Below are 23,642 nucleotides of genomic sequence, written 5' to 3'. Positions count from 1 at the left end.
TGGGTGAACACGACGTGACAATAGGTCGCACTAGGATGGGGGGTGTCGTGAATGTCCACCTTAAGGTGCAAGTTTCTTCAGCTTGCGTTGCAGGGTCCGGCGAGGGATATCCAGCAAGCGTGCTGCTTCGGAAAGGTTTCCACCACAATCATTTAGGACGCGATGGATATGCTCCCACTCCGCTTCGGCGAGCGATTGCGGGCAGTAAGCCTTGGTCTCTGTTTGGGGGTCTGCAGGCCCTTTATTTTCAAAGGCCGCCAAAATCTCGTCCGCATCGGCCGGTTTGGTCAAGTAATTAATTGCCCCCAGGCGTACCGCTTCTACCGCGTTGGTAATACTGCCGTATCCGGTCAAAATTACGGTCTGCGTAAGGGGGGAAACCTTGAGAAGATCTTTCAGGATTTCGATGCCAGAAGTCTCTGGCAACTTGAGATCAAGGACGGCCCGTTCTGGCTGGGCCTCTTCCGCTTGAGCTACGGCATCTTGTTTCGTCTTCGCCGAGTAGACATCGTAACCGCGGGACGTGAACGCCCGGGTCAGGCGGTTTCGCAAGATGTCGTCATCATCGACGAGGAGGATTGTAGGTCGGGACATTGTTCCGCCGAATCCGGATTGCGTAGCTGGGTAGAGACCTGACTAAGTCATGACGCGGTCAGACTGATGGTTAACTATAGGGAATACCGTAAACGATGCCTACGTGTCACTGCGAGAGTTCTTCGGAGAATTTGTCTTATTTTTCGAGGCAGCGCGCGGGATCAGCACTTCGACGGTTGTCCCTATATCCGCGGTCGATTGGATGCGGACTTCCCCATTCAGTTTCTCCACCACATTCTTCGCCAGGAACACGCCTAAGCCGGTGCCAGATCCGGGTTCCTTCGTCGTGAAAAAAGGCTCGCCAATGCGAGCAAGAACGTGCGGCGGCATGCCGGTGCCATGGTCACGAATGGTCAGCACCAGGTCGTGCGAGGTCGTTCTTAATAGCAGGTCGACCGATTCCGATAGGGGCGTCGCATCGAGCCCGTTCTTAATCAGACCGCGGATCGCTTGGGCCAGAAGATGAAGAGGAGCGTGGATCTCTACCGCTGGGATTTCTCCGACGATCTTCACGCGATGCTGATGTTGGATCTCGAGACGCTGCACCACTTCATCCAGCAGCGTTTGAGTCGACAGAAGCACAATGGGCTCGCCGGTAGCCTGGCCAGCATCAGTCGACATCTGATCCAGAATCGTACGGCAGCGATCGAGTTCACTGCGGATGAGGGAGATGTCTTCTTTGATTTCCGCCGATACGTCTCCTTGTTCCAGCTCGCGCTGAACTTCCTTGGCGACAACGGCGATTGTGGCCAGCGGGGTCGAGAGCTCATGGGCCGCGCCGGCAGCCAGGGTGCCTAAGGCCTCTAGTTTCTCGCTTCGGGCTTGTTTTATCTCGTTTAAACGAAGGCTTGCCTCTTTGCGTTGGAGTTCGACGTTCAGCTTCGTCGTGAAGTAAACGACCACCATCGCACAGGTCACCAGGGCCATCGAAGAACCGGCCAGCAGGATGTGGACCGGAATGCCACTGGTCACGAGGTTTTCGATCTGCCACCCACCTAAAAAGCGGAGCGGATAGCCGGCCAGCAGCAACAGCCCAATGCAGCCAACGGTGACAATGGCCAAAATACCCGTGTTGGGGGGCGTCAGTACGATCGCGGCCAGGGCAAGGTTCACGAGGTAGAACACGGCAAATGGATTCGAGATGCCACCAGTGAAGTAGAGCATTGCCGTGAGGAAGCCAATATCCATCAGCATCACGCCAAAAAGGAGCGTTTCCCAGGCGGTCAGGCTCTTAAGTTCTCGCGAACGAAGCGACTCAAACAAATAGCTGAGCACCAGATTGCTGCTGGCGGTCAGAAAGATAATCGTGGCCAGTGGCTGCCAGCGAATCTCGAATCCCAGCAGGAACATCACGAATGCGATCGTGATCCATTGCCCGAACGCGGCAACCCAGCGAAGCTTGATCAGCCACGCGGTATTGATCGTTAATCGAGCCTTCCGCCCTTCCAGCAGATGGGGCCCGTTATCAAAATGGGAGGATTGCGGCATAAAGCAGGTAGCCATTCCCTAGGCTGAAGGCAAAGAATATGGCAGTGCAAGCGATCGACACTGCCTCAGGACAGGTTAATTGATGGACGAAAACGCTCAAGATCCTAACGTTTTACACCTTTCGCGATTCGGTCTGACAATATTTCTGGCCGTCATCGTCCTCTTGCCGATCGCCATGCTGATCTTTTTGTGGGTTTCGCTACCTGCCAAAGCAGAGAATGGATTGCAGGTTTCTCTGCTGATTAAAAACGTCGCGGACGACCAGCCGGCCCTCATTTTGACGAACGAATCGGACGAGCCGCTGCGAAATATCGGCATTTCGCTCAACGATGCGTTCCACTTCTACAACAAAACGGCATTGGAGCCGGGCAAAGAACTGACCGTGGCCCTACGAAACTTCGCCCGTAAGGGTGGGATTCCGTTTAGCCCGGATGACCATATCCTGACCGAGGTCGGTGTTTATGCCAAGTTGCCGAACAATTCTCGCGGTGTGTTCGAGGTAAAGTCGGACAAGCTTCTGGAGGATTTACAGAAAGCCCCAGCTCGCCCGAGCAAGCCTGAAGTGCCATCGGAGCCATAGAAGTTCGGTTGAAATCGACAAAATCCTACCTCGAGCCCACAAATTTGCCCCTCTGTGTGGGCAGCCGCCTAGGAGAATTGCAGGCCTTTAGACATGATAGAGGTTTCCCCCGAGCGATAAGGCGGCCATTGTAGGCAGGATCATGCACCAGACCGACAATATCAACGTTCATCGGATCGAAAAGCTGGCCCCACCCAGCGAGATCAAGCAAGAGTTTCCTAGTTCGGAAGCTGCCCAGGACTTCGTCTTCGAGACACGTCAGCACATCCAAAAGATTCTCGCTGGCGAAGAAGATCGCTTGATCGCGGTGGTCGGCCCATGTTCGATCCACAACGTCGATATGGCAATCGAATACGCGACGCGACTGAAGAAGCTTTCCGATCAGGTATCGGAAACGATGCTGGTCGTGATGCGTGTCTACTTCGAGAAGCCTCGCACGACCGTCGGCTGGAAGGGGTTGATCAACGATCCTCACCTCGACGATACCTTCGACATCGCGGAAGGCTATCGTCTGGCTCGCAAGCTGTTGGTGCATCTGGCGGAAGCCGGCGTCCCTGCGGCAACCGAAGCTCTGGAACCTGTTACGCCACAATACATCGCCGACCTGATCTCGCTCGCTTCGATTGGTGCTCGAACGACCGAGTCGCCGACCCATCGCCAGATGGCCAGTGGCCTGTCGATGCCGATCGGTTTCAAGAATGGTACCGATGGCGATCTGCAGATTGCCTTGGACGCGATGACGTCCTCGAACGCTCCGCACAGTTTCCTGGGCATCGACGGCGAAGGCGCCACCTGCGTGATCCACTCGAAGGGGAATCCTTGGGGCCACCTGATTCTTCGTGGCGGCCGCTCAGGCCCGAACTACTCGCGTGAGAAGATCGCCGACGCGATTGCTCAGTTGGAAAAGCGAAATCAGCAGCCTCGCTTGCTGGTCGACTGCAGCCATGGGAACTCGCTGAAGGACCACACGCGTCAGGCAGCTGCGTGGCGAGATGTGCTGGAACAGCGTGCGGAAGGTTGCCGTGCCATTGCTGGCATGATGCTGGAAAGCAATATCAAACCAGGCAATCAAAAGCTGACCGACGACATCAGTCAGTTGGAATACGGCGTTTCAATTACCGATGCTTGTATCGGTTGGGAAGAAACCGAGCAGCTTCTTTTGGAAGCCCACGAGCGTTTGAAGTCGCTCGTCACGGCTTAAGGCATCGGAAGCCGTGTCGCGATTCGTTTCCTTGGCGAAGCTTTCCGACCTGCCAGAACATGGCGGAAAGCTCGTGATCGTCGACGAAGCGTGGATTGGCCTCTTTAAAACTGACGAGGGAATCTTCGCCATTGACGCGATGTGCCCTCATGCCGGAGCGAATCTTGCCAAGGGCAACGTCTGCGATGGAGCGGTTGCCTGTCCGGTGCATCACTGGCGATTTCGCCTGACCGATGGCAAATATCTGGATGCGGACATCGATCGCTTCAATGCCCGCACTTACCATGTCCATGTCGAGCAGGACACGGTTTCTGTAGAACTTAGCTTCGAGCCGAAGTCGATCCGGCTGATCTAGCTGTTTTCGTTGCACTTCTTCACGGCAGTCACGACAGCTTCGTGCAGCGTGCCGTTGGTCGCGATGATTCCCTGGTTCTCGGAAAGCAGCGCACCCCGCGAGAAGTCGAGCGGGTAGCCATGCACGTCGGTAACCGTGCCGCCTGCTTCTTCAATCACCAGGCAGCCGGCCGCGTGATCCCAGATCTTCTCAACGTAGCCTGGCTTGGTGGGCAAACGCAAATAGATCTCGGCTTCGCCACGTGCTACTACGGCATACTTGGCCTGGCTGTCGAGGCGAACCGAATCTCGCGTCATGCCGAGCGACTGGGCGATTTCGGACGACCAGCTGTGATCGCTATGGCCTGACTCGACCGATTCGCAGAAGCGAGCGTCACGCGTAAAGATGCAGCCTGAGGTCGAGATGCGTGTGCGATCGTTCGGATCGGAAAGTGGAGAAACGTAAGCCCCTTCGCCGCGGATCGCGGTGAAGAGGAAGCCCACCTCATCGCTTTCGATCGTCCCCAAGTTCGGGCAAGCCAGCGCCGCCACTTTCACCTGACCGTCGACCAGCAGGGCCAGGGCGATCGCGTACTGTTCCTTGCGAAGGAAGCCTTTCGTGCCGTCGATCGGATCGAGCGTCCAGGTCCGGGGAGCCGGATCGCGAGAGATCCCTTGATCGATCCAGCCAAGGACCTGCTCTTGGGTGGCGTCTGGAACGACCTTACCCACTTCTTTGACGACCCTATTTAGTACCGAAATCTGATCGGGCAAACGCAGCGCCGCCGAATCTTCTTCGGCGATCATCGGATCTTCCGGGAAGGCTTCATGAATTGCCTTACAAACCACGGCTTGGCTGCCAAAGTCGGCCACGGTCACAGGACTGCGGTCATTCTTCGACAGTTCCGCAAAATCTTCCGTCGATTGAATGTGACGGCAGATTTTGCTGGCTTCGACAACTGCCTGAATGGCGACCCGAAGTTCTTGGGAGTACTGGCTATCGGCCATGGGGAAGGCTCTGGGGCTGGGGGATATCCTTGCAGATCATAGCCAAGAGGCCTACGATCGGCGGTGATGCTTGAAGTTCAAGCCAATAACTAGTTTAGAAGGTCTTCCTAAAGTCTCACAACACCCCTTGAACGACGGATAGCTGGCCCAATGCAGACCTACCAGGCAAAGTGCGTACTTGATATTCAGGCAACTCTGGGGGAAGGACCTTCCTGGGATGCCGCCACCCACTCCCTCTTGTGGGTCGATATCGAGAATAGCAAGGTGAATCGCTTCGATCCTGCGACCGGCAAAAACGAGTCGTGGACCGTCGAAAAGGAGTGCAGTTTCGCGATTGCTTCGACCAGCGGCGACATTATCGTCGGTACTCGTGATGGGATCGTGCGGCTTAATCCTGCCACCGGTGAGATCGTGAAGGTTGCAAATCCTGAGACCAACGGAGCCACCACCCGGTTCAACGACGCTAAATGCGATCCGCGTGGAAGGCTATTTGCCGGGACGATTTCTGACACGCGAACCCCTGGCGATGCCAATTGCTACCGCTTCGACAGCCAGTTCCATTACGAAACAGTCGTTCCCGGCGTCGTGAACAGCAACGGCCTTTGCTGGTCGCCTGATCACACCGTTTTCTATTACATCGATACGGCAACGCGGAAAGTCGACGCGTTCGACTACGACATCGAAACCGGGGCAATCTGCAATCGTCGAACTGTTGTCGATATACCCGAGTCGATGGGGATTGGTAAACCAGATGGCATGACCATTGATGCCGAGGGGATGTTATGGACCGGAATGTGGGGCGGAGCTTCCGTTTGCCGCTGGAACCCGGCCACTGGCGAATTGATCGGTAAGATTGAGATGCCCTGCCCGAACGTCACTTCGTGCTGCTTTGGTGGCGAAAAGCTCGATCAGCTCTACATCACGACCCCGCGCAAGGGACTCGATGCCGATCAGTTGGCGAAATATCCCCATGCCGGCGGGCTTTTCCTATGCGAGCCTGGCGTCAGCGGGGCAGTGACGACGCCATTCGCTGGCTAAATTTGGCTTGGCACGCATGTGTACGTGTGTATACTGTTGGCTGTGAGAGTTTCTTCCTATTCGGCTGACGGTTTGCCATGGACGCGCTTCGTAAGGCAGTGGGACGCGGGACAAGCGACAATCCCACCAATCGATTCGAGCGGCTGAGTGTTGCCAACGATCTGGAGCATCTCGATCCGACCGATACCGAAGCGTTGGCGGATCGAAAGGTGGCGACCGACTATTTCGCCGATGCCACGCAGTCGCTGATCACCAAGAACGACAGTCCTGATATCCCGTTCACGTACAGCCTGAATCCATATCGCGGCTGTGCTCATGGCTGTAGCTATTGCTATGCCCGGCCGTATCACGAGTATCTGGGCTTCAGCAGCGGCCTCGACTTCGAGACCAAGATCATGGTAAAGCAGGAAGCCCCGCGACTCTTTCGCGAGTTTCTGCGGAAGCCGTCTTGGAAGTGCGAGGTGATTGCCATGTCGGGCGTCACCGATTGTTACCAGCCGGGCGAACGAGAATTCGAGGTGACTCGCGGCTGCCTGGAGGTTGCCTTGGAAGCGAGGCAGCCGATCGGCCTGATCACCAAAAACGCGATGGTGCTGCGGGATCTCGATCTGCTGCAAGCGATGGCCAGACATCGTCTAGTATGCGTGAATCTCAGCATTACCTCGCTCGATCAAAAGCTGACCCGGGTGATGGAGCCTCGAACATCGAGCCCTGCCGCACGACTCGCCGCGGTGAAACAACTGACCGAGGCAGGCATTCCGGTCAACGTGATGGTCGCCCCGATCATTCCAGGGCTGAACGATGCCGAGATTCCGGCGATCCTGGAAGCGGTCGCCGACCATGGTGCGATCAGTGCCGGCTACACGCTGCTTCGTCTCCCCCACTCGGTCAAAGATATCTTCGTGAGCTGGCTCGACGAACATCTGCCAGAGCATGCCCACCGCGTCCGTTCCCGTATTGAAGCATGTCGCGGTGGCGAACTGACCGATGCTCGCTGGGGAAGTCGAATGCGCGGGGAAGGAAGCATCGCCACGACGATCGCGAAAACCTTCGAGATCTTTCGACAAAAGTACGGCCTGGAGCATCGAAATGTGAAGCTCGATACAACTCAGTTTCGTGGCCCAGGACAAAATGGAAAGTCGCAACTCCGAATGTTCTGATCGACGCTCGTCAGCGACTTGCTTTTGAAGGTGGACACTCGAAGAATTAGGCGTCGTTACTTCGGGAAATGGTTCGTTCATGTCACGCTATCTGAAAATGCCGCTCTTACTCGCGATCGCTGTCGTTTTGGCAGCGGGGCCGACGTGGTGTTTTGCCCATTGCCGCGCGATGGCTGGTGAGCGAATTGGCGACAATCATCCGAGCTGTTGCCTCGCTGAACCTGTAGAAAGCCCGATTCCTGGGCAGCTTCCTTCGCAGACGCATTGTGCCTGTTCCGTAACGCCCAAAACGAACAACTCTCCCGTGGTGCAGTGGGATTTGCCGGCCGTTTCCTGGATGGCATCGTTCGAGCCACAGAACTCTTCGGCAATCGATCGCGGCGTTCGCTTGCCGCATCAGCGGTCGCCGTACATAGGACCGGTTCCGGTTCACATTCTGAATTGCGTCTGGCGCTGTTAGTCGAGCTCTCTCTCGGCATTCTCTGGAAACTTTGGTCAGCATGCGCGGAAGCTCTGCGCGGTGCCGACCCTTGTACGCAATTTCAAAATTCAATCGAAACAAGGATATCGTTTTATGATCACCAAAATTCTGCTCGGTTCGTTGGCAACGTTGGGTCTCGGTTTAGGAGCCATGTCGGTCACGGCTTCGTCGCCAGCTTCCCCATCGAGTTGCTGTTCGCCTCCCCAAGCTTGTTGTATCGAAGGTGCCGATTGCTGTGACGAAAGTCTCTCGGCATGCTGCGAACTTGGCTTGCCTTGCTGCGAAGCGGCCGAGGCCTGTTGTAGCGAATAATCACGATCTGACAGTCGTGGAATGCGGATAAACCTGGCCCCTTTTCGTGTTTCGATGCGAAAAGGGGCAATTTTGTGCGCTTTTGCCTTTCGCTTTGGTTGAAGCAGCCAACCGGGCCAAGGATAATGACAAGCCCTCTCCAAAACCCCATCGACTCTTTCACCTTAGGAGTTTTTCTACCCATGCAAAAAATGTCTTTCACGATCGGTATGCTGCTGCTGGGCTTCGTCACCACGGCCCAAGCTGAAGAAGGCTGGATCGAACTGTTCAACGGCAAAGATCTTTCGGGCTGGACCCAGAAGAACGGCACCGCCAAGTACGAAGTCAAAGATGGCACGATCGTTGGCACCACCAACACTGGTAGCCCAAACTCGTTCCTGTGCACCGATGAAGAGTACGGCGACTTTGAACTCGAGTTCGATGTGAAGGTTCACGACCGTTTGAACTCGGGCGTTCAGATCCGTTCGCAGACCAAAGGCAACACCAACGACGGTCGCGTCAACGGTCCTCAGGTCGAAATCGAAGCAGGCGAAGCCGAAGCTGGTTATATCTATGGCGAAGCAACCGGTCGTGGTTGGTTGACGCCAGAAGAACGTCTGAAGAAGCACAAGAACTTCAAGAGTGGCGAGTGGAATCACTACCGAGTGATCGCCAAGGGCCCTCGCATCCAGACCTTCATCAACGGTGTTCAGATCGAAGATCTGACGGATGAACCTATTTACAAGACTCACCCGAAGGGCTTTATCGGTCTGCAGGTGCATGGCATCGGCAAGGACCAAGGTCCCTACGATGTGGCTTGGAAAAACATCAAGCTGAAGAAGCTGAACGATTAGCCTCGCAATCGTTAGCAGTCAAATAGAAAAGAGCCGCCTGATGTACCAGGCGGCTCTTTTTTTGTTTGGTCTGAATTGATCCAGTCCAGATTGATTGCTTCCTGACCAACGCAAGCTTGTCGGTCGGAGCGGCGAAACGCTCCAGAAAAAATGTCTCGTGACAAAACACTGGAAAAATAGACCCTTTCCGGTCTGACAATGCCCCAGTCAAGAAAGATTTGGGGAGATCTGAAACAGAAATGGCACACACCTTGCCTCGTAGGTTCACCATCAACAAGTCGTTCAAGATCGCACAGCGTATCACGCACCGTCGATCCCAGATGAAGCAGGGAGTCCCTCGCTCATCTACGAACCAGGAAGTACCCTCCTACGAGAAAGGATCTATACTATGACCGTTTCGCCCCGCAATTGGATGCTCGGTTTGATCGCCGCCACTGGTTTGGCATTCGCAGGTTCGCTGCATGCCCAGGACCTGGGCGCCGACCTTGGATCGCAAGCGAGCGGCGCTGTCGAAGCTGCTGGTAACACCGTCACCGGTGGTGCTCAAGCAGGTGCAGATGCTGCGGCCGATGCCTCGGCTCCCGCAGTCCCTTCGACCCCAACGCCTGGCGACGCTCCTGCTCCAAGCCTAACCGATTCGATCGAAGGCCAAGCGAAAGGGCAAGTGGATGCCAATCTGCCTAAAGACACCAAAGTTGATGCCGGCGTCGATGCTAATGTCGACTCGAACATCAAAGCGAACGCTGACGTCGACGCTCCGATGCCACCGACCCAAGCTGACGTCGATGTGGATGTGAACACGCCCGCAGGACGTACCGGTGTGGATGCTGACGCCCAACTCGGGCCGAACGCCAATCTGGATGCCGATGCTAACGTCGGTCCGAATGCGAACCTAAACGCTGACGTCGATGCTCGTATGCGTAACCGTGACGGTCGCGATCGAGATGGTCGTGACCGCGACGGTCGTCGTGATTCGGATCGTAATGCCAAGTGGCGTTTCAAGAACCACAACGGTGCCTGGTGGTACTGGACTCCGAACAACTACTGGATGGTCTACCGTAGTGGTAACTGGACCCGATACAACGGTCCTGGTTACGGTCACGGCGGCGGTTGGTACGACAACTACCAGCCACGTACGACCACCGGCTATCGTGGTTCGCCTTACACCAACGGTTACTACTACCGCGATACTGACGGTACCCGTTTCTACTACGACAACGGTCGCCAGTACTACTTCGACAACAACGGTCGCTACTACATGAACGGTGGTAACCGCATGTACGATCGATCGTTCGCTGACCCAGACGTTCGCCGTGGTGCTGGCATCGGTGCCGGTATCGGTGGTGCCATCGGCGGTCGACAGGGTGCTCAGATCGGTGCCGGTATCGGTGCTGCTGTCGGAGCCGGTAACTAGTCAAAGCCTGACTAGCTACGATTAATGCATGAGAGGGCCCCGCAAGGTGACACACTTTGCGGGGCCTGATTTATGCGCGGACTACTTTTGCATCTTCAGTGATAGCTTCTTCTTCGCCCCTCCACGGACGAATTCAATCGCGACCTTCTCACCAGGCAAGCAGTTCTGAGCAGCATACGCCAAGAGGTCCGTTTCTCGCATCAGGTCGGTGTGACCGTCGTATTCAATCAGGATATCGTCGACTTGGAAGCCCGTTTTCATTGCCAATGCATGGTCGCCGTATCGACCCATGAAACGAACGCGAAGTGCCATCTGGTTCGGGTCGGTGATGCCGGCCTGGGCTCGCTGCTCGGCATTGGCTTCTTCCAGTACCAGTCCGCCGAGTACCATCCGGCGCATCGGCCACGAGCTAACCCGCCAGCTCAAGTCGTCTTGCTGACGCCAGCCTTCTGGCAACGAAAGAACCGTCTCGCCTTTTTCGGAGCCACGAACATAAGTGACGTCGATTTCATCGGCGGAGTCCGCATGGTGCAGCACCCACTGGGCGTCGGCAATTGACAGAATCGGTTGCCCATCGAGCGATGCAATGCGGTCGCCTGGTTTCAGTCCTGCCTTTTCGGCGATCGAATCAGCCGTAATGGCTTCCACAAGATTGGTCTCGCTTGGGTCGAGAATCAGGCCAATCGCTTTCGGGTGTGGATAGGGGAAGAGGTACTGATCCGGAATGACGTTTCCTTGATCGCGGAAGAACGACTTCTGAGCGTCCCCGATCTGGTGGCAATGGATACAGCTTTTGACGACGTCCCCTTCGTAGTTGAGTGCCGAGGTGTATTTGTCTTTCAAGGCCGGCGATTTTTCAGGGGCCGCGAAGAGGGGCTTGCCACCCTGCTTGGCAGCGAACATCGCTTTGTTCTCAGGGTAGTTCGCATGCCACTCCAGCCCGGTTGCCAGAGCTTTCTCGAAACCATCGATCGAAACGTCGCTCGTCCAATCGGTTCGATGCGATCGCGTGCCGAAGCGGCCATAGATTGTTTTGTCAGCATTCATCAAAAAGACGGCGAATGACTGATCGTAGTCGTATTGGAACAAGTTCAAATCCAAACCGTTGGTGCCAACGATTCGAACGCGAACGTATTGATCCATCAGCTGACGAAGCTCAGGATCTTTCTCCATGATCTCTTCGTCGAGCTTGACACACTCTTCGCACGGAATGCATCGTAAGACAATCAGCAGCGGCTTGCCGGTCTTCTTCGATTCGGCCAAACCTTTCTCGAAATCGTTGTAAATCCAATAGCCGTCCGAGAGAACCTTCTCGCGGTCTCCACGAACCTTTTGCGATCGTGTTTGTTGGACATTGTTCTTGCCCTCCTCGGCCGCTTGCAAAGGAAGGTATAGGAACGCGGCCAAGGTAAGGGCACAAATCGACCAGGTGACCTTGCTCATCGTTGGCTGGGCCTTGTTATTGAAGAGAAGTTTGGGGAGATGAGACGCTGTCTGAAGGGGACTACTTCGGATTCCGGAAGCAGTACAACCCTTTCACGCTGCGGAGGTAAAGTGAATCGCCGACCACGGCACCGGAGGCTTGGAAGCCTGAGGGAAAGTCGGCCTGAGCGACTTCTTCGTAGTCGTCCGCAACTTTGAAGACGGTGGCATGGCCATCGTCGGTGAATGCATACAGATTGTCGCCGGCACATAAGAGTGAAGCACGATAGTTCCCGCCGATTCGCTTCACCCACAGGGTATCGCCATTCTTGGCATCGAGGCATGAAACGACCCCTTTATCTTCCAGCAGGAAGATTTTGTTGTCGACGAAAACGGGGCCTGGGCGAAGCGGGATTCCTTTGCCTGCGCGCCAGGCAACATGCGTCAGCGTGACATCCCCGCTTCCGGAAGGATCGACGGCGACCAGCTTGTCTTGGCCGTCGCCGGCAAAGATGTAGACAAGGCCGTGGCGATAGACCGGGCGAATCGCGGCGTTCATGCCACCGTGACGCACGGTCCACAAAATCTTCCCAGTGTCAGGATCGAAGGCCTGCGTTTCGACGGCGCTCGGATAGATCAATTGGCGGCGTCCTTCATGGTTGATCAGCAGCGCCGTGCCGTACGCCTTCTTGCGGTCGCCATTATCGGTGCCGTAGTCGATATTGCGATCGACCTTCCAGACGGTCTCGCCGGTCTTCTTGTCGAGAGCCACGACATACTGCAAATCGAATCCATCGTAGGCGACGTAAACGTGCTTGTCGTCGATGACCGTACTCGAAGCAGGGCCACGGTGGTGATTGCATTCAAAGTCACGGCGTTCCCATAGCTTCTCGCCCGTCTTCGTATCGAGGCAGGCCGTGCCATATTTGCCGAAGTGAACGTAGACTCGTCCCTCTTCGATCGCTGGGGTGCACGAGGCATAGCTGTTGGTTTCGTGCGCTTCGTCAGGGCTTTCGTTTTCAAACAGTAGCAAGTCGTGAATGGTTTCGCCGCTGTTGCGGTCGTAGCAAAGGGCGTACTGTTTCTTGCCATCGACAGTGGCGGTGGTGATCCACAGCTGGTCTCCCCAAATCACGGGAGACGACCAACCTTTGCCGTGTGGTTCGACTTTCCAGGCAATGTTGCTGGAGTCGGACAGATCGGTCGGCACGTCCGCCGAAAGGCTGGTACCGTTCCCATCCGAACCACGAAACTCGGGCCAGTTGTCCTCAGCCGACAAAGTGTTCCCGAGAAGCAGTGTCAGACAGAAAGAAAGGAAAATCGGCAGACGCATTCAGCAGTACCCTTAAGAAGGTGCGAGAGGGGAGGATCGTTGCACAAGGCGGAGGGAAGCCCCATTATCGCCACGCGGAAACCCGGGAGTCAACTCAAATGGCCTTCATTGCGACGTGGGACGATCTACAATGGGCAGAAACAGACAGTAAGCAAAATCGGACCCTAAAGAGAGGGATCAATGGAGTTCGCGGGGTATATCTTCGACCTGGACGGCACTTTGGCCGATACCATGCCGGCACATTTTCTGGCTTGGCGGCAAACGGCCGAGAAACACAAGCTGGAATTATCGGAAGATCGCTTTTACGCGCTCGGGGGGGTGCCATCGGAACGTATCTTCGCGATGCTGGCCGAAGAGCAGGGCGTTGTTATCGATCCTCTGGCTTGTGCTCATGAGAAGGAAGACGCGTTCATTGAGCTGATCTCGGAAGTCGAACCCATTGAACCGGTCATCGAAGTCTTGCGAGCCAATCATGGCAAAGTGCCGATGGCCGTCGCCACAGGTGCGATGAAATGGGTGATGGATCGCATCATTGATCAGCTTGAACTGCGGCACTACTTCCAGGCATTTGTTTCTTCGGAAGATACCACACGGCACAAACCGTTTCCGGATGTGTTCCTGGAAGCGGCTCGCCGGTTGAATGTCGCCCCTGAAAAATGCTGCGTTTACGAAGATGCCCAACTGGGGATCGAAGCAGGCCAGGCCGCTGGCATGCATGTCGTAGACGTGCGAAACTTACATACTCCACGGCGAATCACCGCCGGAGCTTAATCGCGTTCAAATCTCATGCTCACCAACATCCATCGTTATCCAATCGAAGTCGTTGCCGATGACATCGACGTCCAAGGGCACGTGAACAACCTCGTCTACTTGAAGTGGATGCAGGATGCCGCGGTGGCTCATTCTTTGGAAAAAGGTTGGGGGCATAAAGAATACGGCGAGCTCGGCTGCAGTTGGGTCGTTCGGGCCCATCAGATCGAGTATCGCTTTCCCGCTTTCGAGAACGATCAGTTGGAAGTCGTGACCTGGGTCGATTCGTTCCGCCGAGCTTCCTGTGTGCGTAAGTACGAGATCGTTCGACGCAGCGACCAGAAGGTCGTAGCGATCGCTCAGACGAACTGGGCCTTCGTCGATCTCGAGAAGCGGATGCCGGCTAAGGTGCCACAAGTGATCATCGAAGCCTTCCGATCGGACGATCTGGCCCAAACGTCTTAAGTGGCTTCGGGCGGAGCGATTCCGCCAAATGGGCCACCGATTCTATTGCTATTGGGTGGCCGCAGGCGCAGGATAGAGGCAGATTGGCGGCACGAAAACGTCGTGTCACGCCGCATTCTGTCCGACTATTCAGGATGCCTCAGCATGCTCTTCGACAGTTCCTTCCCGCGCGACCCGCTTCCTTCGCCATCGACCTGCCCGACGGCCGCTTTCGACAAGATCGAACCGCTGGCCCACGGAATCACCGAGTTTTTTGCCAGCCGTTCTGGTGGTTCATTCGGCAAGGGAATCTATCGACTGTTCGAGGTGACCGAGATTCCGACCTGGAACGATATCGTTTCGCATGCCTTTCCTGGCTATCAGAAACGCATTATGTGCTTCGGTTTCGACTGGCAGGGGCGTGTCTTCGCACTGGATGCAGCGCGGAAAACCGAGGGGCAATACGAGATATTGTTGTTCGAAATAGGCTCGGGTGAGATCTTCCAGATCCCTTCGAACTTCCTTGAGTTGCATAACCGGGAATTCATCGAATTCGCGGATGATGCTCTCGGAAAGTCGTTCTACGACGAGTGGCTGGCCTCGGGAGGCGAGCCGCCAAGCCACGACGAATGCATCGGATTCGAGGTGCCGCTATTCCTGGGAGGCGAGCAGGATGTCGAAAACCTTTCACCCACCAGCATGGAAGTCTACTGGGAAATCTCGGGGCAATTGCTGCAACAAACGGCCGATATGGAAGAAGGCACCGTCCTCGGAAATATCGAGATCGAAGACGATTAGCTGATTATGCCGCCTTGGTTACCACTAAGACTGGGGCCAAATGAGCGGCAAAACCCGCATTTTCCGATTTCTGTCACCAAATCTTGGTTCCGAAGGTAACTGGTTCGTATACTTAGGGATAGGTTTTCAGGACCCATGGTCCCTTTCAGGAATTCGCTGGTGACGTTTCGACGCCCTGCCAACTCGCCTTTCTTTCAGATGGTCGCTGCGGCGAGCCTCTTCTGGGGAAGCTGCGCCGTGGCCCAGGCCGAGATCTTTCATATGGCCAGCGGCGGGACCATCGAAGGGACACTTCTCAACCCGGATCAATCGCCTCGCACGACGTACGAAGTGAAGACCGACTCTGGCACGCTGGTGCTGGGGAAGACCACGGTTCGTGATGTGGTGGCGTTCTCGGCCCAGCTCAAACAGTACGAGCAGTTTCTGCCTCGCATGCCCGACACGATTGAAGGGCAGTTTCAGATGGCGCGCTGGTGCGACGAGAACAACCTGCCGGACAAGCGAGACTTTCATTACAACGAAATCTTGAAGCAAGACCCCGATAACGAAGCGGCCCGCAAGGCCCTTGGCTACGAGCGATTCCAGAACAAGTGGATCATCCGCGAAGACTGGATGCGTCAGCAGGGCTACGTTCGCGACGGTGGTCGCTGGCGGTTCCCACAAGACATCAAGATGAAAGAGCAAGAGAGCTCGAACGAAGACAAACAGGTCGAATGGCGTAAACAGGTACGGATCTGGAAGTCGTGGCTCAAGCGTGGTGGTGATCGTGCTCAAGAGGCCGCCAACGGTTTGCGAACGGTGAAAGATCCTTACGCAGGTCTGGCCCTCGTCGAACTCCTCGATGGCGAAGACAATGCTTCGATCAAGCAGTTAGTGGTCGAAGGCCTTTCCAACATCAAGACGGCTCAGACAACGATGGCCTTGGTCAGCCTGGCGGCGAACGATCCGAACGATACCGTTCGCGACCTGGCCACGATCGGCCTCGAGAATCGCGATAATCAAGTCGCGGTTGCCTACCTGATCAAGCAGCTTAAGAGCTCGGATAACACGCAGGTAAATCGAGCAGCGATCGTTCTCGGCCGACTCAAGCATCCGGCCAGTGTTTTGCCGCTGATGGATGCCCTGGTCACGACGCACAAGTTTCAGGTCACCAAGGGTGGCGACCCTGGGCGTACCAACGCCGCGTTCAGCAACCAGGGTGGTGGAGGCATGTCGTTCGGACAGCCGAAGGCCCAGATCGTCGAACAGGATCTGACCAACACTGCCGTCCTGGTCGCATTGAAAGAGATCTTGGGTGACCAGGTCGACTTCCAGTTCAATGAAGCTGGTTGGAAAACCTGGTACGCCAACAAGAAGATCCCGCTCACGGTCGACATGCGTCGCGACATCTAGGTTGCGAATCGAAGCGCCTGCTCGCGAACGTTCAGCCCGACCATTTCTTCCCAGGCCTCGATCAATTGCTTGAAGATCGGCCCAGGTTTGCCCACGCTGATTGGCTTGCCGTTCCATGTATTGCACGGGATCACGCAGGGGGAAGTGCTGGTCAGCAGCACCTCGTCCGCTGTGGCGAAGTCTTCTGGCGTGAGCTGCCGATGCGTGACCGGAATATCGAGTCGCTTGGCCAGTTCGGTCAGCGTTGCGATGCTAATGCCAGGCAGCACCAGTTCGGCGGGTGGAAGCTCCAGCCCGGTGTTGGGATGATACTTGGCGATGTTCGCCGTGGTGGCCTCCATCACGTAGCCATCCATGTCGAGCAGGACTGCCCGAGCGGTCGGATCTTCCCGTTTTGCTTCCAGATCGGCCAGGTAGTAATGGACTCGCGACCGAACCTTCAATTCCCGAGGCCAGCATTCGACCGGTGTTTGACGTGTCGACGGAACAATCAGCGGCTGCCCCGCTTCGTACAGATGGGCGAAGGTCTTGAAGGCGACCATCTGTGTATGGACGGCCAGGCGACCCGTCTTATGCGGACGGCTGACTTGCTCTAGCGGGCCTGGCGTGACGAAGATCGAGACACCCAGATCGGCACCGGCTGGCAGCAGCGGAAAGTTGTGCTCGATAATCTGATGAACGACGTCCGTCAGCGATTCACGCGACTCAGGCGATTGGACCCCCAGGATTTCGAGGCTTCGCCAGAGCCGGTCGAGATGTTGGTCCAGGCGAAAGATCTTGCCGTTGAAGGTTCGTAATTGCTCGGCCACGGTTGTGCCAAGCTGGAAGCCTGCGTCGTTTAGCGGAATGGTCAATTCACGATGCGGTTTCCAGGTTCCTTCCCAATAGGCAATTGGCTCGGCCATGGTGTCCTTTCAGAGCGGTGCGTCTCGGCTTAAATCCGCTCCGAGCTTACCGCAGATGCATCTTCTGGGGAAGTTGCCGACTCGGGACTGGCAAGATCGGAGCCAAGCTGAACCAGATTCCCCCCGCCAGCAGTCGACTTGCAACCGCAGCCACCACACCCGCCGCCACCCCTGCTGCAAGAGCCGGCGGCGCTAACGATTCCGCGATAGATATTCCAGCCGACGTAAAGCACGGCGGAAGCAACGATCAACAGTACTATCCCGTTTTGCCACATGTGGGGGAACTCCTTGATGGAATCGTTGCAGGGCTGGCTTGGAAGTCAAACCAGTGGCGTCCGGCCGATTGCCATCCTATTTTATCGGAGGTGGAAAGGGAGCTAGTTCAGTAGAAACAGGGCCGATACCTGGTAGGTGACCAATGCACCAACGTAAGCCAGTACCGTCATGTAAACGAAGGTGAAAATCGGCCATCGCCAACTGTTGGTTTCTCGCTTGATCACGGCCAGTGTGGCGGCACACTGGGCACACAGTGCGAAGAACACCATGATCGACAAGGCGACCGGAATGTTGAACACGTTCTCTTCGGTGTCGGCCCACTTCGCCGATTTGATCGTTTCTCGCAGCGGCTGGGACTCTTCGTCTTCGTCGCCACCCAGATTGTAAAGCACACCCATCGTGCTGATGATCACTTCGCGAGCCGGGAACGAAGCAATCGCCGCGCTGCCAATTCGCCAGTCCCAACCCAGTGGCCGGACGGCGGGTTCGATCCAGTGACCGGCCATCCCCAGGAAGCTGTGACGCAGCAGTTCGCCGTCGACTTCGTTCTGGATTTCGCTGAGACGTTCTTCGATGGCGATCGCCTCTTTTTCGTTGGCCGTTTCGAGGTCGGCGTTCAATTGCACCACTTCATCCGCGAACGGAGCCACGGCGGCTTTCTCGTCACGAGGGAAGTACGACAACGCCCACACGATCACGGTCATCGCGAAGATCAGCGTGCCTGCTCGGCGAACGAATGCCCAAGCCTTCTCGACCATCACGCTAAGGACTCCTGAGATCGACGGAAACTTGTAGCTGGGCAGTTCCATCACGAATGGAGGTGTTTCGCCCGGCAGAATCGTTTTTCGCAAGGTGAATGCGACACCGACGGCCGCCAGGATTCCGAGGATGTACATGCTGAGCATCACTAGCGTTTGCAGACTGATCAAACCGAACAGGTACGATTCATCAGGAATGAACGCTGCCGTCAACAGAATGTAAACCGGCATACGGGCACTACAGCTCATCAGCGGAGCGACCAGAATCGTGATCAAACGATCGCGACGATTTTCGATCACGCGAGCCGCCATGATGCCCGGGATGGCACATGCAAACGACGACAGTAGCGGAATGAACGACTTGCCGCTCAGGCCAATCTTGCTGAACAAGCGGTCCATCAGGTAGGCGGCCCGAGCAAGGTAACCGCAGTCTTCCAGGATCGCGATGAAGAAGAACAAGATGCAGATCTGAGGGAGAAACACCAACACGCCGCCGACCCCGGCGATCACACCGTCGATCAAAAGCGACTTCAAGGCTCCATCGGCCAGATTGGCATCGACCACGCCAGCGACTTGCTCAAAGATCCATTCGATGCCATCCATCAAGTTCCCGGCCACCAGGTCCGAAAAGACGGCCTGGAACATCAACGTCATGATCACGACGAAGAACACCGTTCCGGCAATGCGATTGGTGAGCACCTTATCGATGCGGTCGGACAGCGTGACGCGGCGATTGGCCTCGCGGGTGACGACACCTTCGAGAACTTGTTGAACCCACTTATAGCGAGAGATCGCTTCGATCGCCGGGATCGGCTGGCCATGTTGGGCCAGCGACTGCCGGGCTTCGACAATCCAGTTGTGCAGATCTTGCCCACCCCCGAGCATTTCTTTTTCGAGGTAGCCGGTTGTATCGAGCAGCAGACGCTCGGCCAGGTAGCGAGGCGTGTCGGGCGAGACTTTGCCCAGCTGCGCGTGCAACTGATCGACTTTCTCGCGGAACTCGGCTGGGAAAGGGCTGTCCGCGGCAGTCGCCGGTTTTTCAAGGAGCGAGATAATCGTTTCGCGAAGCTGTTCCAGTCCGCCGCGGCGATTGGCCTGGGTGACGACCACTGGAAGTCCCAGACGCTCCTGCAGCTTGGCGGCGTCGACGGTGATCCCACGATCGGCCGCGATGTCCCCCATGTTCAGCGCGACGATGGTCGGCAGGCCGAGCTCTTTCACTTGGCTGACGATGTAGAGGTTTCGTTCCAGGTTACTGGCGTCGACAATCACCAGCACGGCGTTCGGTTTGATTTCGTTGGCCTGGCGACCCAGCAGCACGTCGACGGTAACCATCTCGTCGGGCGAGCGTGGTGCCAGGCTATACGTGCCGGGCAAGTCGATCAGGTTGACCTTCTGCCTATGGTGATTGAACGTGCCGTGCTTCTTTTCGACCGTCACGCCCGGATAGTTGCCGGTCTTCTGACGAATGCCTGACAAGCCGTTGAACAGGGTCGATTTGCCGGTATTGGGATTTCCGACCAGGGCTACGGTAAGAGTTTGGGCAGGAGCGTCGACAGACATGCGGTTTAGGTTGGGGGTTGGCGGCTTGGGAATGCGGGATCAGGGCGTATCGAAGTCAACTCAAACGCCAACGGCAGAGGGCATACCAATAACTAACTCTCGAGTTCCACGAGGTCGGCTTCGGTACGACGCAGGCTGAGGTGGTAACCGCGAATCTCCACCTCCAACGGATCTCCGAATGGGGCCGAGCCGATCATCTTGACCGGGCAGCCAGGGGTCATGCCCATTTCCATCAATCGCACGGCGGCGATATTCGAGGCGTCGATCGAAGCGACCACCCCTTCCTGACCCACCGCAAGTTGCGACAGCTTCGACATTACGTCTCGTCCGTATTCACCAGAATGTTGAGGATGTCCGACTGTCGAAAACAAAGCTTCGACTGCCCTACGCGAAGGATGCAGGGACTACCACTCTGAAGCATTTCGACTTCGGTTCCACTCTGCAGTCCAAGTTCAGCCATTCGCTTGACGTCGTCGCATCCGCCGACGATCTGCGAAATGCGGACGACTGCGCCGCTTTGAACCATGCTGAGAGGAATTTCGGGAAGCATATGTTGCCTGCTAATTGAGAGTAATTCTCAGTAGAGAAATCTTAGCTGAGGCAGGCGGCAGTGGCAAGGTGTTGCCGGTTACGAGAAGCCAATCGGCAGCGGTACTCGCGGCCAATTTTGGGGGAGGGTAGCGACTGTGACAGATCGTTCGGCCTGCTGCGTTCCGCCGATTGCCAAGCACATTTGTGGCAAATCGTCGCGGAACGCCTTTCGTTTTTACATTCGCCTGACAGCGGACTACTGCTTCTTGGTCATGTCGACCATCGCTTCGCCAAAGGCTTTGCCGAAGTTATAGAAGCTGTCGGCTCGGCCGTAATAGTGATACCCACCGTCGAACGACTCGCCGTCGCTTATCACGTAGGGGCTGGTCTTCACGTAGCGAACCGTCCCGGCAAACTCTGGCAGCTTCGAGACATCTTCCTGCGATTTGCGAAACGCGAAGTGCTTTTCCGCGTAGCGTTTTTCTGGCTCGACACCCTGCTGGCCGAGTTCACCAATCACGAACGGCAAGTTCGGTGCGTTCAAGTCTTTGCGAACGTCGCGCACCAGGTTGGCCAGGTTCGCGCCATACTCGTCGGTTTTCTTTTGATCGATGATGTCGTTGAAGCCTTGAAAGAAAACGAAACCCGACAGTTCGTACCCTTGCGACTTGTCGTAGTCCGGGACAACTTGATCGATGTTGGCCAAAGTTTCATTCACGATGCGGATCGTATCGCGATAGGCGACGCCGTAGTCTTCCTTGGGCAGCGGTTCCATTTCTTTCGTTTCGCGATTACGCCGGGTGTAGTTCCCCACGCCAGAGCTTGGCGGACGGAACTCGACCGCCAAAGCTCGGCCACCCCAGGCACACTTGATGATCAGGACTTTCTCGTCGAACGCGTCGCCCACAACGTTGCCGAAACCAAGTTCCGGACCAAAGCGATTGGTCGGTGTGGCGAACCCAGGGGCGAGCTTGCCTTGCCCGCGATCGTCGTTGTACTTGATCCAGACATCGTCTCGTTCGACCCAGCCGTTTTCATCACGCAGATGCTTATACGCTTCCGCCGTATTGGGATCGGCCAGCAACTGCTCCAGGTGCTTGATCGCCCCTTTCCCTTCCATGTTCGATTGACCGCACAGGACAAAGACCTTCACCGGCGCGGCATCGATTGCCTCGATCCCCGTCAAAAAACAGATGCCAAGCAGCAGAGCCGAAAACCATTTCATGACTTAGTTTCTCTTCGAAGAGGAAGTTGGATGGGACGAAGACTATTTGCGATTGAGCCACACGGATCGGACTTCGATCGCACCTTCGCCTGGAATCTTCAAGGCAGACAGGGTAAGTGTGCCACGCCCTTTTTCTAGCTTCAACGTGCCGAGCGAAAGTGGTTTGAAATCTTTCACTGGCGACTCACTGCCGCGATCAAAGCGATCCTGTTCTGGGCCATAGCTTTCAGGATCATGAACTTCGGTCACGGTTGCCGAAGTCTTCTGGCCGAGCAGTTCGGCCTGGATTTCGACTCCGACGTTTTCCTTGGGGCAGGTGTAATAGACGACCGCTTCGTACTCGCCTGGTTCGCCCACTTCGACATCCCACGTCACACGGCCATCGGTAGTCTTCCAGTTGGTGAAGTACGAACAATTCGGAGCACGAGCCGAACGCTCAATCCCGCCGTGACCGTTGCCATCGCGGGCTGGAAGGGGTGTATTGTTGGTGTAGCCGACGGTGAAAGGACGGTCATCTTTCGCGAAGTACGTCTCTTGTACCTCGCCTCGGAATTTGTCGGCAACGGCCTGCATCCGTTTGACCATGGTTGGATTGGTGCCAGAAATATCTTCGCGCTGGCCGACGTCGTTTAAGATGTTGTAGAGATGCCCCTGCGCGTCGAGGCGACTGGTCTGGGTGCGGACGCTGATCTCTTTGTTGCGAACGGCGATGATCGGACGATCTTGCCAGCGTTCCCAGTTGCCGGTCAAAAGTGGCTTCACGCTGCGACCGTCGATCGGCTTGGCGTATTCCACTTCGATCCCGGCACAATCGAGCAGCGTCGGCAACAGGTCGACCGCACCGGCCGTTTTGCCAATGCGGGTATTCGGTTTGATCTGAGCTGGCCATCGTACGAAGCATGGCACGCGGGTACCCCCTTCGTCGATCGAACCTTTACGTCCCTTCATGTCCCCGTTCCAGCGGAAGCTGTTGGGGCCATTGTCGCTGAAGTAAATGACGATCGTGTTTTCCGCCAGGTTCAATTCGTCGAGCTTCTTCAAAATTCTGCCGACGTTCCAGTCGATGTTTTCGCACATCGCCAAGGCTGCGCGTGTCATGCCGAGCTCTTCTTTTTCTGGATCACGATTCTTCATCGCTGGATCGGCGTCGGCGAACTTGTCGTAAAACTGATCCGGAACCTGCATCGGCGAGTGAGGCGTGCAATATGGGACATAGCAGAAGAACGGGTTGTCTTTGTTCTTCTCGATGAACTGCATCGCCTTGTTCGTGAAGTCGTCGGTCACATAGCCATCGCCACGAACCAGCGTGTTGTTGTGGTCGAGTTCCGGGCTGAAGTAGTGCCCCCAGTGACCGGAGCAAAAGCCGTAGTACTCGTCGAAACCGCGAGCATTGGGATGGTAAGGGAACTGCATCCCGTTGTGCCACTTGCCAAACGCAGCGGTCGCATAGCCTGCTTCCTTGAGGTATTGAGCGAGTGTCTTCTCGTCGAGGTTCAAACGTTCCTGGCCAGTCGAAACGCCCCGGACGCCGGTGCGAGCATAGAATCGACCGGTCAGCATTTCGGCTCGCGTCGGAGCACACAGATGGCAGACATAGAACCAGTCGAAGCGGGCACCTTCTTTCGCCAGTTGATCGATGTTCGGAGTCGAAAGGTTGGTGTTCCCTTGAATGCTAAGATCGCCCCATCCCTGATCGTCGGTCAGAATCATCACGATGTTGGGAAGCTGCTTCTCGGCGGCGGTCGCCGGAGAGAGCAGGCAAGGGAAGATCGCGAGCAGAGCGATGGGAAAAAGTCGGAGCAT

At 56.2% G+C, this 23,642-nt stretch carries 24 protein-coding genes; 12 read left to right on the top strand and 12 right to left on the bottom strand.

The features are described 5' to 3' along the window. Positions 1 to 60: 60 nt before the first annotated feature. Both AB1L30_RS27065 and AB1L30_RS27060 read right to left on the bottom strand, forming a co-directional pair. Positions 61 to 594 (bottom strand): response regulator, encoded by a 534-nt coding sequence (locus AB1L30_RS27065; protein ID WP_345094561.1) that lies wholly within the window; start codon positions 592 to 594, stop codon positions 61 to 63. 99 nt (positions 595 to 693) lie between these two features. Then, the gene (locus AB1L30_RS27060; protein WP_367017717.1) at positions 694 to 2,082 is read right to left on the bottom strand and encodes an ATP-binding protein; all 1,389 of its coding nucleotides are present in this window, start codon (positions 2,080 to 2,082) and stop codon (positions 694 to 696) included. A gap of 82 nt (positions 2,083 to 2,164) precedes the next feature. On the opposite strand from AB1L30_RS27060, the gene AB1L30_RS27055 reads away from it, so the two are divergent. The 3 genes from AB1L30_RS27055 to AB1L30_RS27045 all read left to right on the top strand — a co-directional run bounded on the left by AB1L30_RS27055 (position 2,165) and on the right by AB1L30_RS27045 (position 4,218). Then, positions 2,165 to 2,662 (top strand): hypothetical protein, encoded by a 498-nt coding sequence (locus tag AB1L30_RS27055; protein WP_367017715.1) that lies wholly within the window; start codon positions 2,165 to 2,167, stop codon positions 2,660 to 2,662. 142 nt (positions 2,663 to 2,804) lie between these two features. Continuing rightward, the gene (locus AB1L30_RS27050) at positions 2,805 to 3,863 is read left to right on the top strand and encodes a 3-deoxy-7-phosphoheptulonate synthase (protein ID WP_367017713.1); all 1,059 of its coding nucleotides are present in this window, start codon (positions 2,805 to 2,807) and stop codon (positions 3,861 to 3,863) included. Between the two features lie 13 nt (positions 3,864 to 3,876). Further along, positions 3,877 to 4,218 (top strand): Rieske (2Fe-2S) protein, encoded by a 342-nt coding sequence (locus AB1L30_RS27045; protein ID WP_367017712.1) that lies wholly within the window; start codon positions 3,877 to 3,879, stop codon positions 4,216 to 4,218. Here AB1L30_RS27045 and AB1L30_RS27040 read toward each other — a convergent pair. After that, positions 4,215 to 5,204 (bottom strand): 3'(2'),5'-bisphosphate nucleotidase, encoded by a 990-nt coding sequence (locus tag AB1L30_RS27040; protein WP_367017711.1) that lies wholly within the window; start codon positions 5,202 to 5,204, stop codon positions 4,215 to 4,217. The two genes, AB1L30_RS27045 and AB1L30_RS27040, sit on opposite strands and share 4 nt — an antisense overlap. 150 nt (positions 5,205 to 5,354) lie before the next feature. On the opposite strand from AB1L30_RS27040, the gene AB1L30_RS27035 reads away from it, so the two are divergent. The 5 genes from AB1L30_RS27035 (at position 5,355) to AB1L30_RS27015 (ending at position 10,442) form a co-directional block, all read left to right on the top strand. Further along, positions 5,355 to 6,242, top strand: coding sequence for an SMP-30/gluconolactonase/LRE family protein (locus tag AB1L30_RS27035; RefSeq protein ID WP_367017710.1), 888 nt, complete (start codon positions 5,355 to 5,357; stop codon positions 6,240 to 6,242). 77 nt (positions 6,243 to 6,319) lie between these two features. After that, positions 6,320 to 7,402 carry a PA0069 family radical SAM protein gene (locus AB1L30_RS27030; RefSeq protein ID WP_367017709.1) on the top strand — a complete coding sequence of 361 codons (1,083 nt, stop codon included), beginning with the start codon at positions 6,320 to 6,322 and terminating at the stop codon, positions 7,400 to 7,402. A 574-nt stretch (positions 7,403 to 7,976) separates the two neighbouring features. Continuing rightward, on the top strand, positions 7,977 to 8,195 hold the full coding sequence (locus AB1L30_RS27025) for a hypothetical protein (RefSeq protein ID WP_367017708.1): 219 nt from the start codon (positions 7,977 to 7,979) through the stop codon (positions 8,193 to 8,195). Positions 8,196 to 8,377: 182 nt separating this feature from the next. Beyond that, the gene (locus tag AB1L30_RS27020; RefSeq protein ID WP_367017707.1) at positions 8,378 to 9,028 is read left to right on the top strand and encodes a DUF1080 domain-containing protein; all 651 of its coding nucleotides are present in this window, start codon (positions 8,378 to 8,380) and stop codon (positions 9,026 to 9,028) included. A gap of 388 nt (positions 9,029 to 9,416) precedes the next feature. Next, positions 9,417 to 10,442 carry a hypothetical protein gene (locus tag AB1L30_RS27015; RefSeq protein ID WP_367017706.1) on the top strand — a complete coding sequence of 342 codons (1,026 nt, stop codon included), beginning with the start codon at positions 9,417 to 9,419 and terminating at the stop codon, positions 10,440 to 10,442. Between the two features lie 81 nt (positions 10,443 to 10,523). Here AB1L30_RS27015 and AB1L30_RS27010 read toward each other — a convergent pair whose 3' ends face one another. Beyond that, positions 10,524 to 11,885 (bottom strand): Trx7/PDZ domain-containing (seleno)protein, encoded by a 1,362-nt coding sequence (locus AB1L30_RS27010; protein WP_367017705.1) that lies wholly within the window; start codon positions 11,883 to 11,885, stop codon positions 10,524 to 10,526. Positions 11,886 to 11,946: 61 nt separating this feature from the next. Then, complete coding sequence (locus tag AB1L30_RS27005) at positions 11,947 to 13,197, bottom strand: PQQ-binding-like beta-propeller repeat protein (protein ID WP_367017704.1); 1,251 nt, start codon at positions 13,195 to 13,197, stop codon at positions 11,947 to 11,949. Between the two features lie 180 nt (positions 13,198 to 13,377). Between AB1L30_RS27005 and AB1L30_RS27000 the strand changes: the two genes are divergently transcribed. From AB1L30_RS27000 to AB1L30_RS26985, 4 genes are all read left to right on the top strand, one after another. After that, positions 13,378 to 13,968, top strand: coding sequence for an HAD-IA family hydrolase (locus AB1L30_RS27000; protein WP_367017702.1), 591 nt, complete (start codon positions 13,378 to 13,380; stop codon positions 13,966 to 13,968). Positions 13,969 to 13,983: 15 nt separating this feature from the next. Beyond that, positions 13,984 to 14,412 carry an acyl-CoA thioesterase gene (locus AB1L30_RS26995; protein WP_345094536.1) on the top strand — a complete coding sequence of 143 codons (429 nt, stop codon included), beginning with the start codon at positions 13,984 to 13,986 and terminating at the stop codon, positions 14,410 to 14,412. 102 nt (positions 14,413 to 14,514) lie between these two features. Beyond that, the gene (locus AB1L30_RS26990) at positions 14,515 to 15,189 is read left to right on the top strand and encodes a T6SS immunity protein Tdi1 domain-containing protein (protein WP_367017700.1); all 675 of its coding nucleotides are present in this window, start codon (positions 14,515 to 14,517) and stop codon (positions 15,187 to 15,189) included. 159 nt (positions 15,190 to 15,348) lie between these two features. Beyond that, on the top strand, positions 15,349 to 16,581 hold the full coding sequence (locus AB1L30_RS26985; RefSeq protein WP_367017698.1) for a HEAT repeat domain-containing protein: 1,233 nt from the start codon (positions 15,349 to 15,351) through the stop codon (positions 16,579 to 16,581). Here AB1L30_RS26985 and AB1L30_RS26980 read toward each other — a convergent pair. The 7 genes from AB1L30_RS26980 to AB1L30_RS26950 all read right to left on the bottom strand — a co-directional run bounded on the left by AB1L30_RS26980 (position 16,578) and on the right by AB1L30_RS26950 (position 23,642). After that, positions 16,578 to 17,486 (bottom strand): aminotransferase class IV, encoded by a 909-nt coding sequence (locus AB1L30_RS26980; RefSeq protein WP_345094530.1) that lies wholly within the window; start codon positions 17,484 to 17,486, stop codon positions 16,578 to 16,580. The genes AB1L30_RS26985 and AB1L30_RS26980 overlap by 4 nt on opposite strands. Positions 17,487 to 17,515: 29 nt before the next feature. After that, positions 17,516 to 17,761 (bottom strand): hypothetical protein, encoded by a 246-nt coding sequence (locus tag AB1L30_RS26975; protein ID WP_367017696.1) that lies wholly within the window; start codon positions 17,759 to 17,761, stop codon positions 17,516 to 17,518. 102 nt (positions 17,762 to 17,863) lie between these two features. After that, positions 17,864 to 20,083: a ferrous iron transport protein B gene (gene feoB / locus AB1L30_RS26970; protein ID WP_367017695.1), complete on the bottom strand. Its 2,220-nt coding sequence runs from the start codon at positions 20,081 to 20,083 to the stop codon at positions 17,864 to 17,866. Positions 20,084 to 20,175: 92 nt separating this feature from the next. Continuing rightward, positions 20,176 to 20,400 carry a ferrous iron transport protein A gene (locus tag AB1L30_RS26965; RefSeq protein ID WP_345094522.1) on the bottom strand — a complete coding sequence of 75 codons (225 nt, stop codon included), beginning with the start codon at positions 20,398 to 20,400 and terminating at the stop codon, positions 20,176 to 20,178. Further along, positions 20,400 to 20,633, bottom strand: coding sequence for a FeoA family protein (locus AB1L30_RS26960; RefSeq protein ID WP_345094520.1), 234 nt, complete (start codon positions 20,631 to 20,633; stop codon positions 20,400 to 20,402). The genes AB1L30_RS26965 and AB1L30_RS26960 overlap by 1 nt, the downstream gene beginning before the upstream one ends. Positions 20,634 to 20,870: 237 nt before the next feature. After that, positions 20,871 to 21,839, bottom strand: coding sequence for a sialate O-acetylesterase (locus tag AB1L30_RS26955; protein ID WP_367017693.1), 969 nt, complete (start codon positions 21,837 to 21,839; stop codon positions 20,871 to 20,873). Between the two features lie 42 nt (positions 21,840 to 21,881). Next, the gene (locus AB1L30_RS26950; protein WP_367017691.1) at positions 21,882 to 23,642 is read right to left on the bottom strand and encodes an arylsulfatase; all 1,761 of its coding nucleotides are present in this window, start codon (positions 23,640 to 23,642) and stop codon (positions 21,882 to 21,884) included.

The sequence above is a fragment of the Bremerella sp. JC817 genome, assembly GCF_040718835.1.
GTDB lineage: Bacteria > Planctomycetota > Planctomycetia > Pirellulales > Pirellulaceae > Bremerella.
This window is presented reverse-complemented; position numbering and strand designations above follow the sequence as displayed.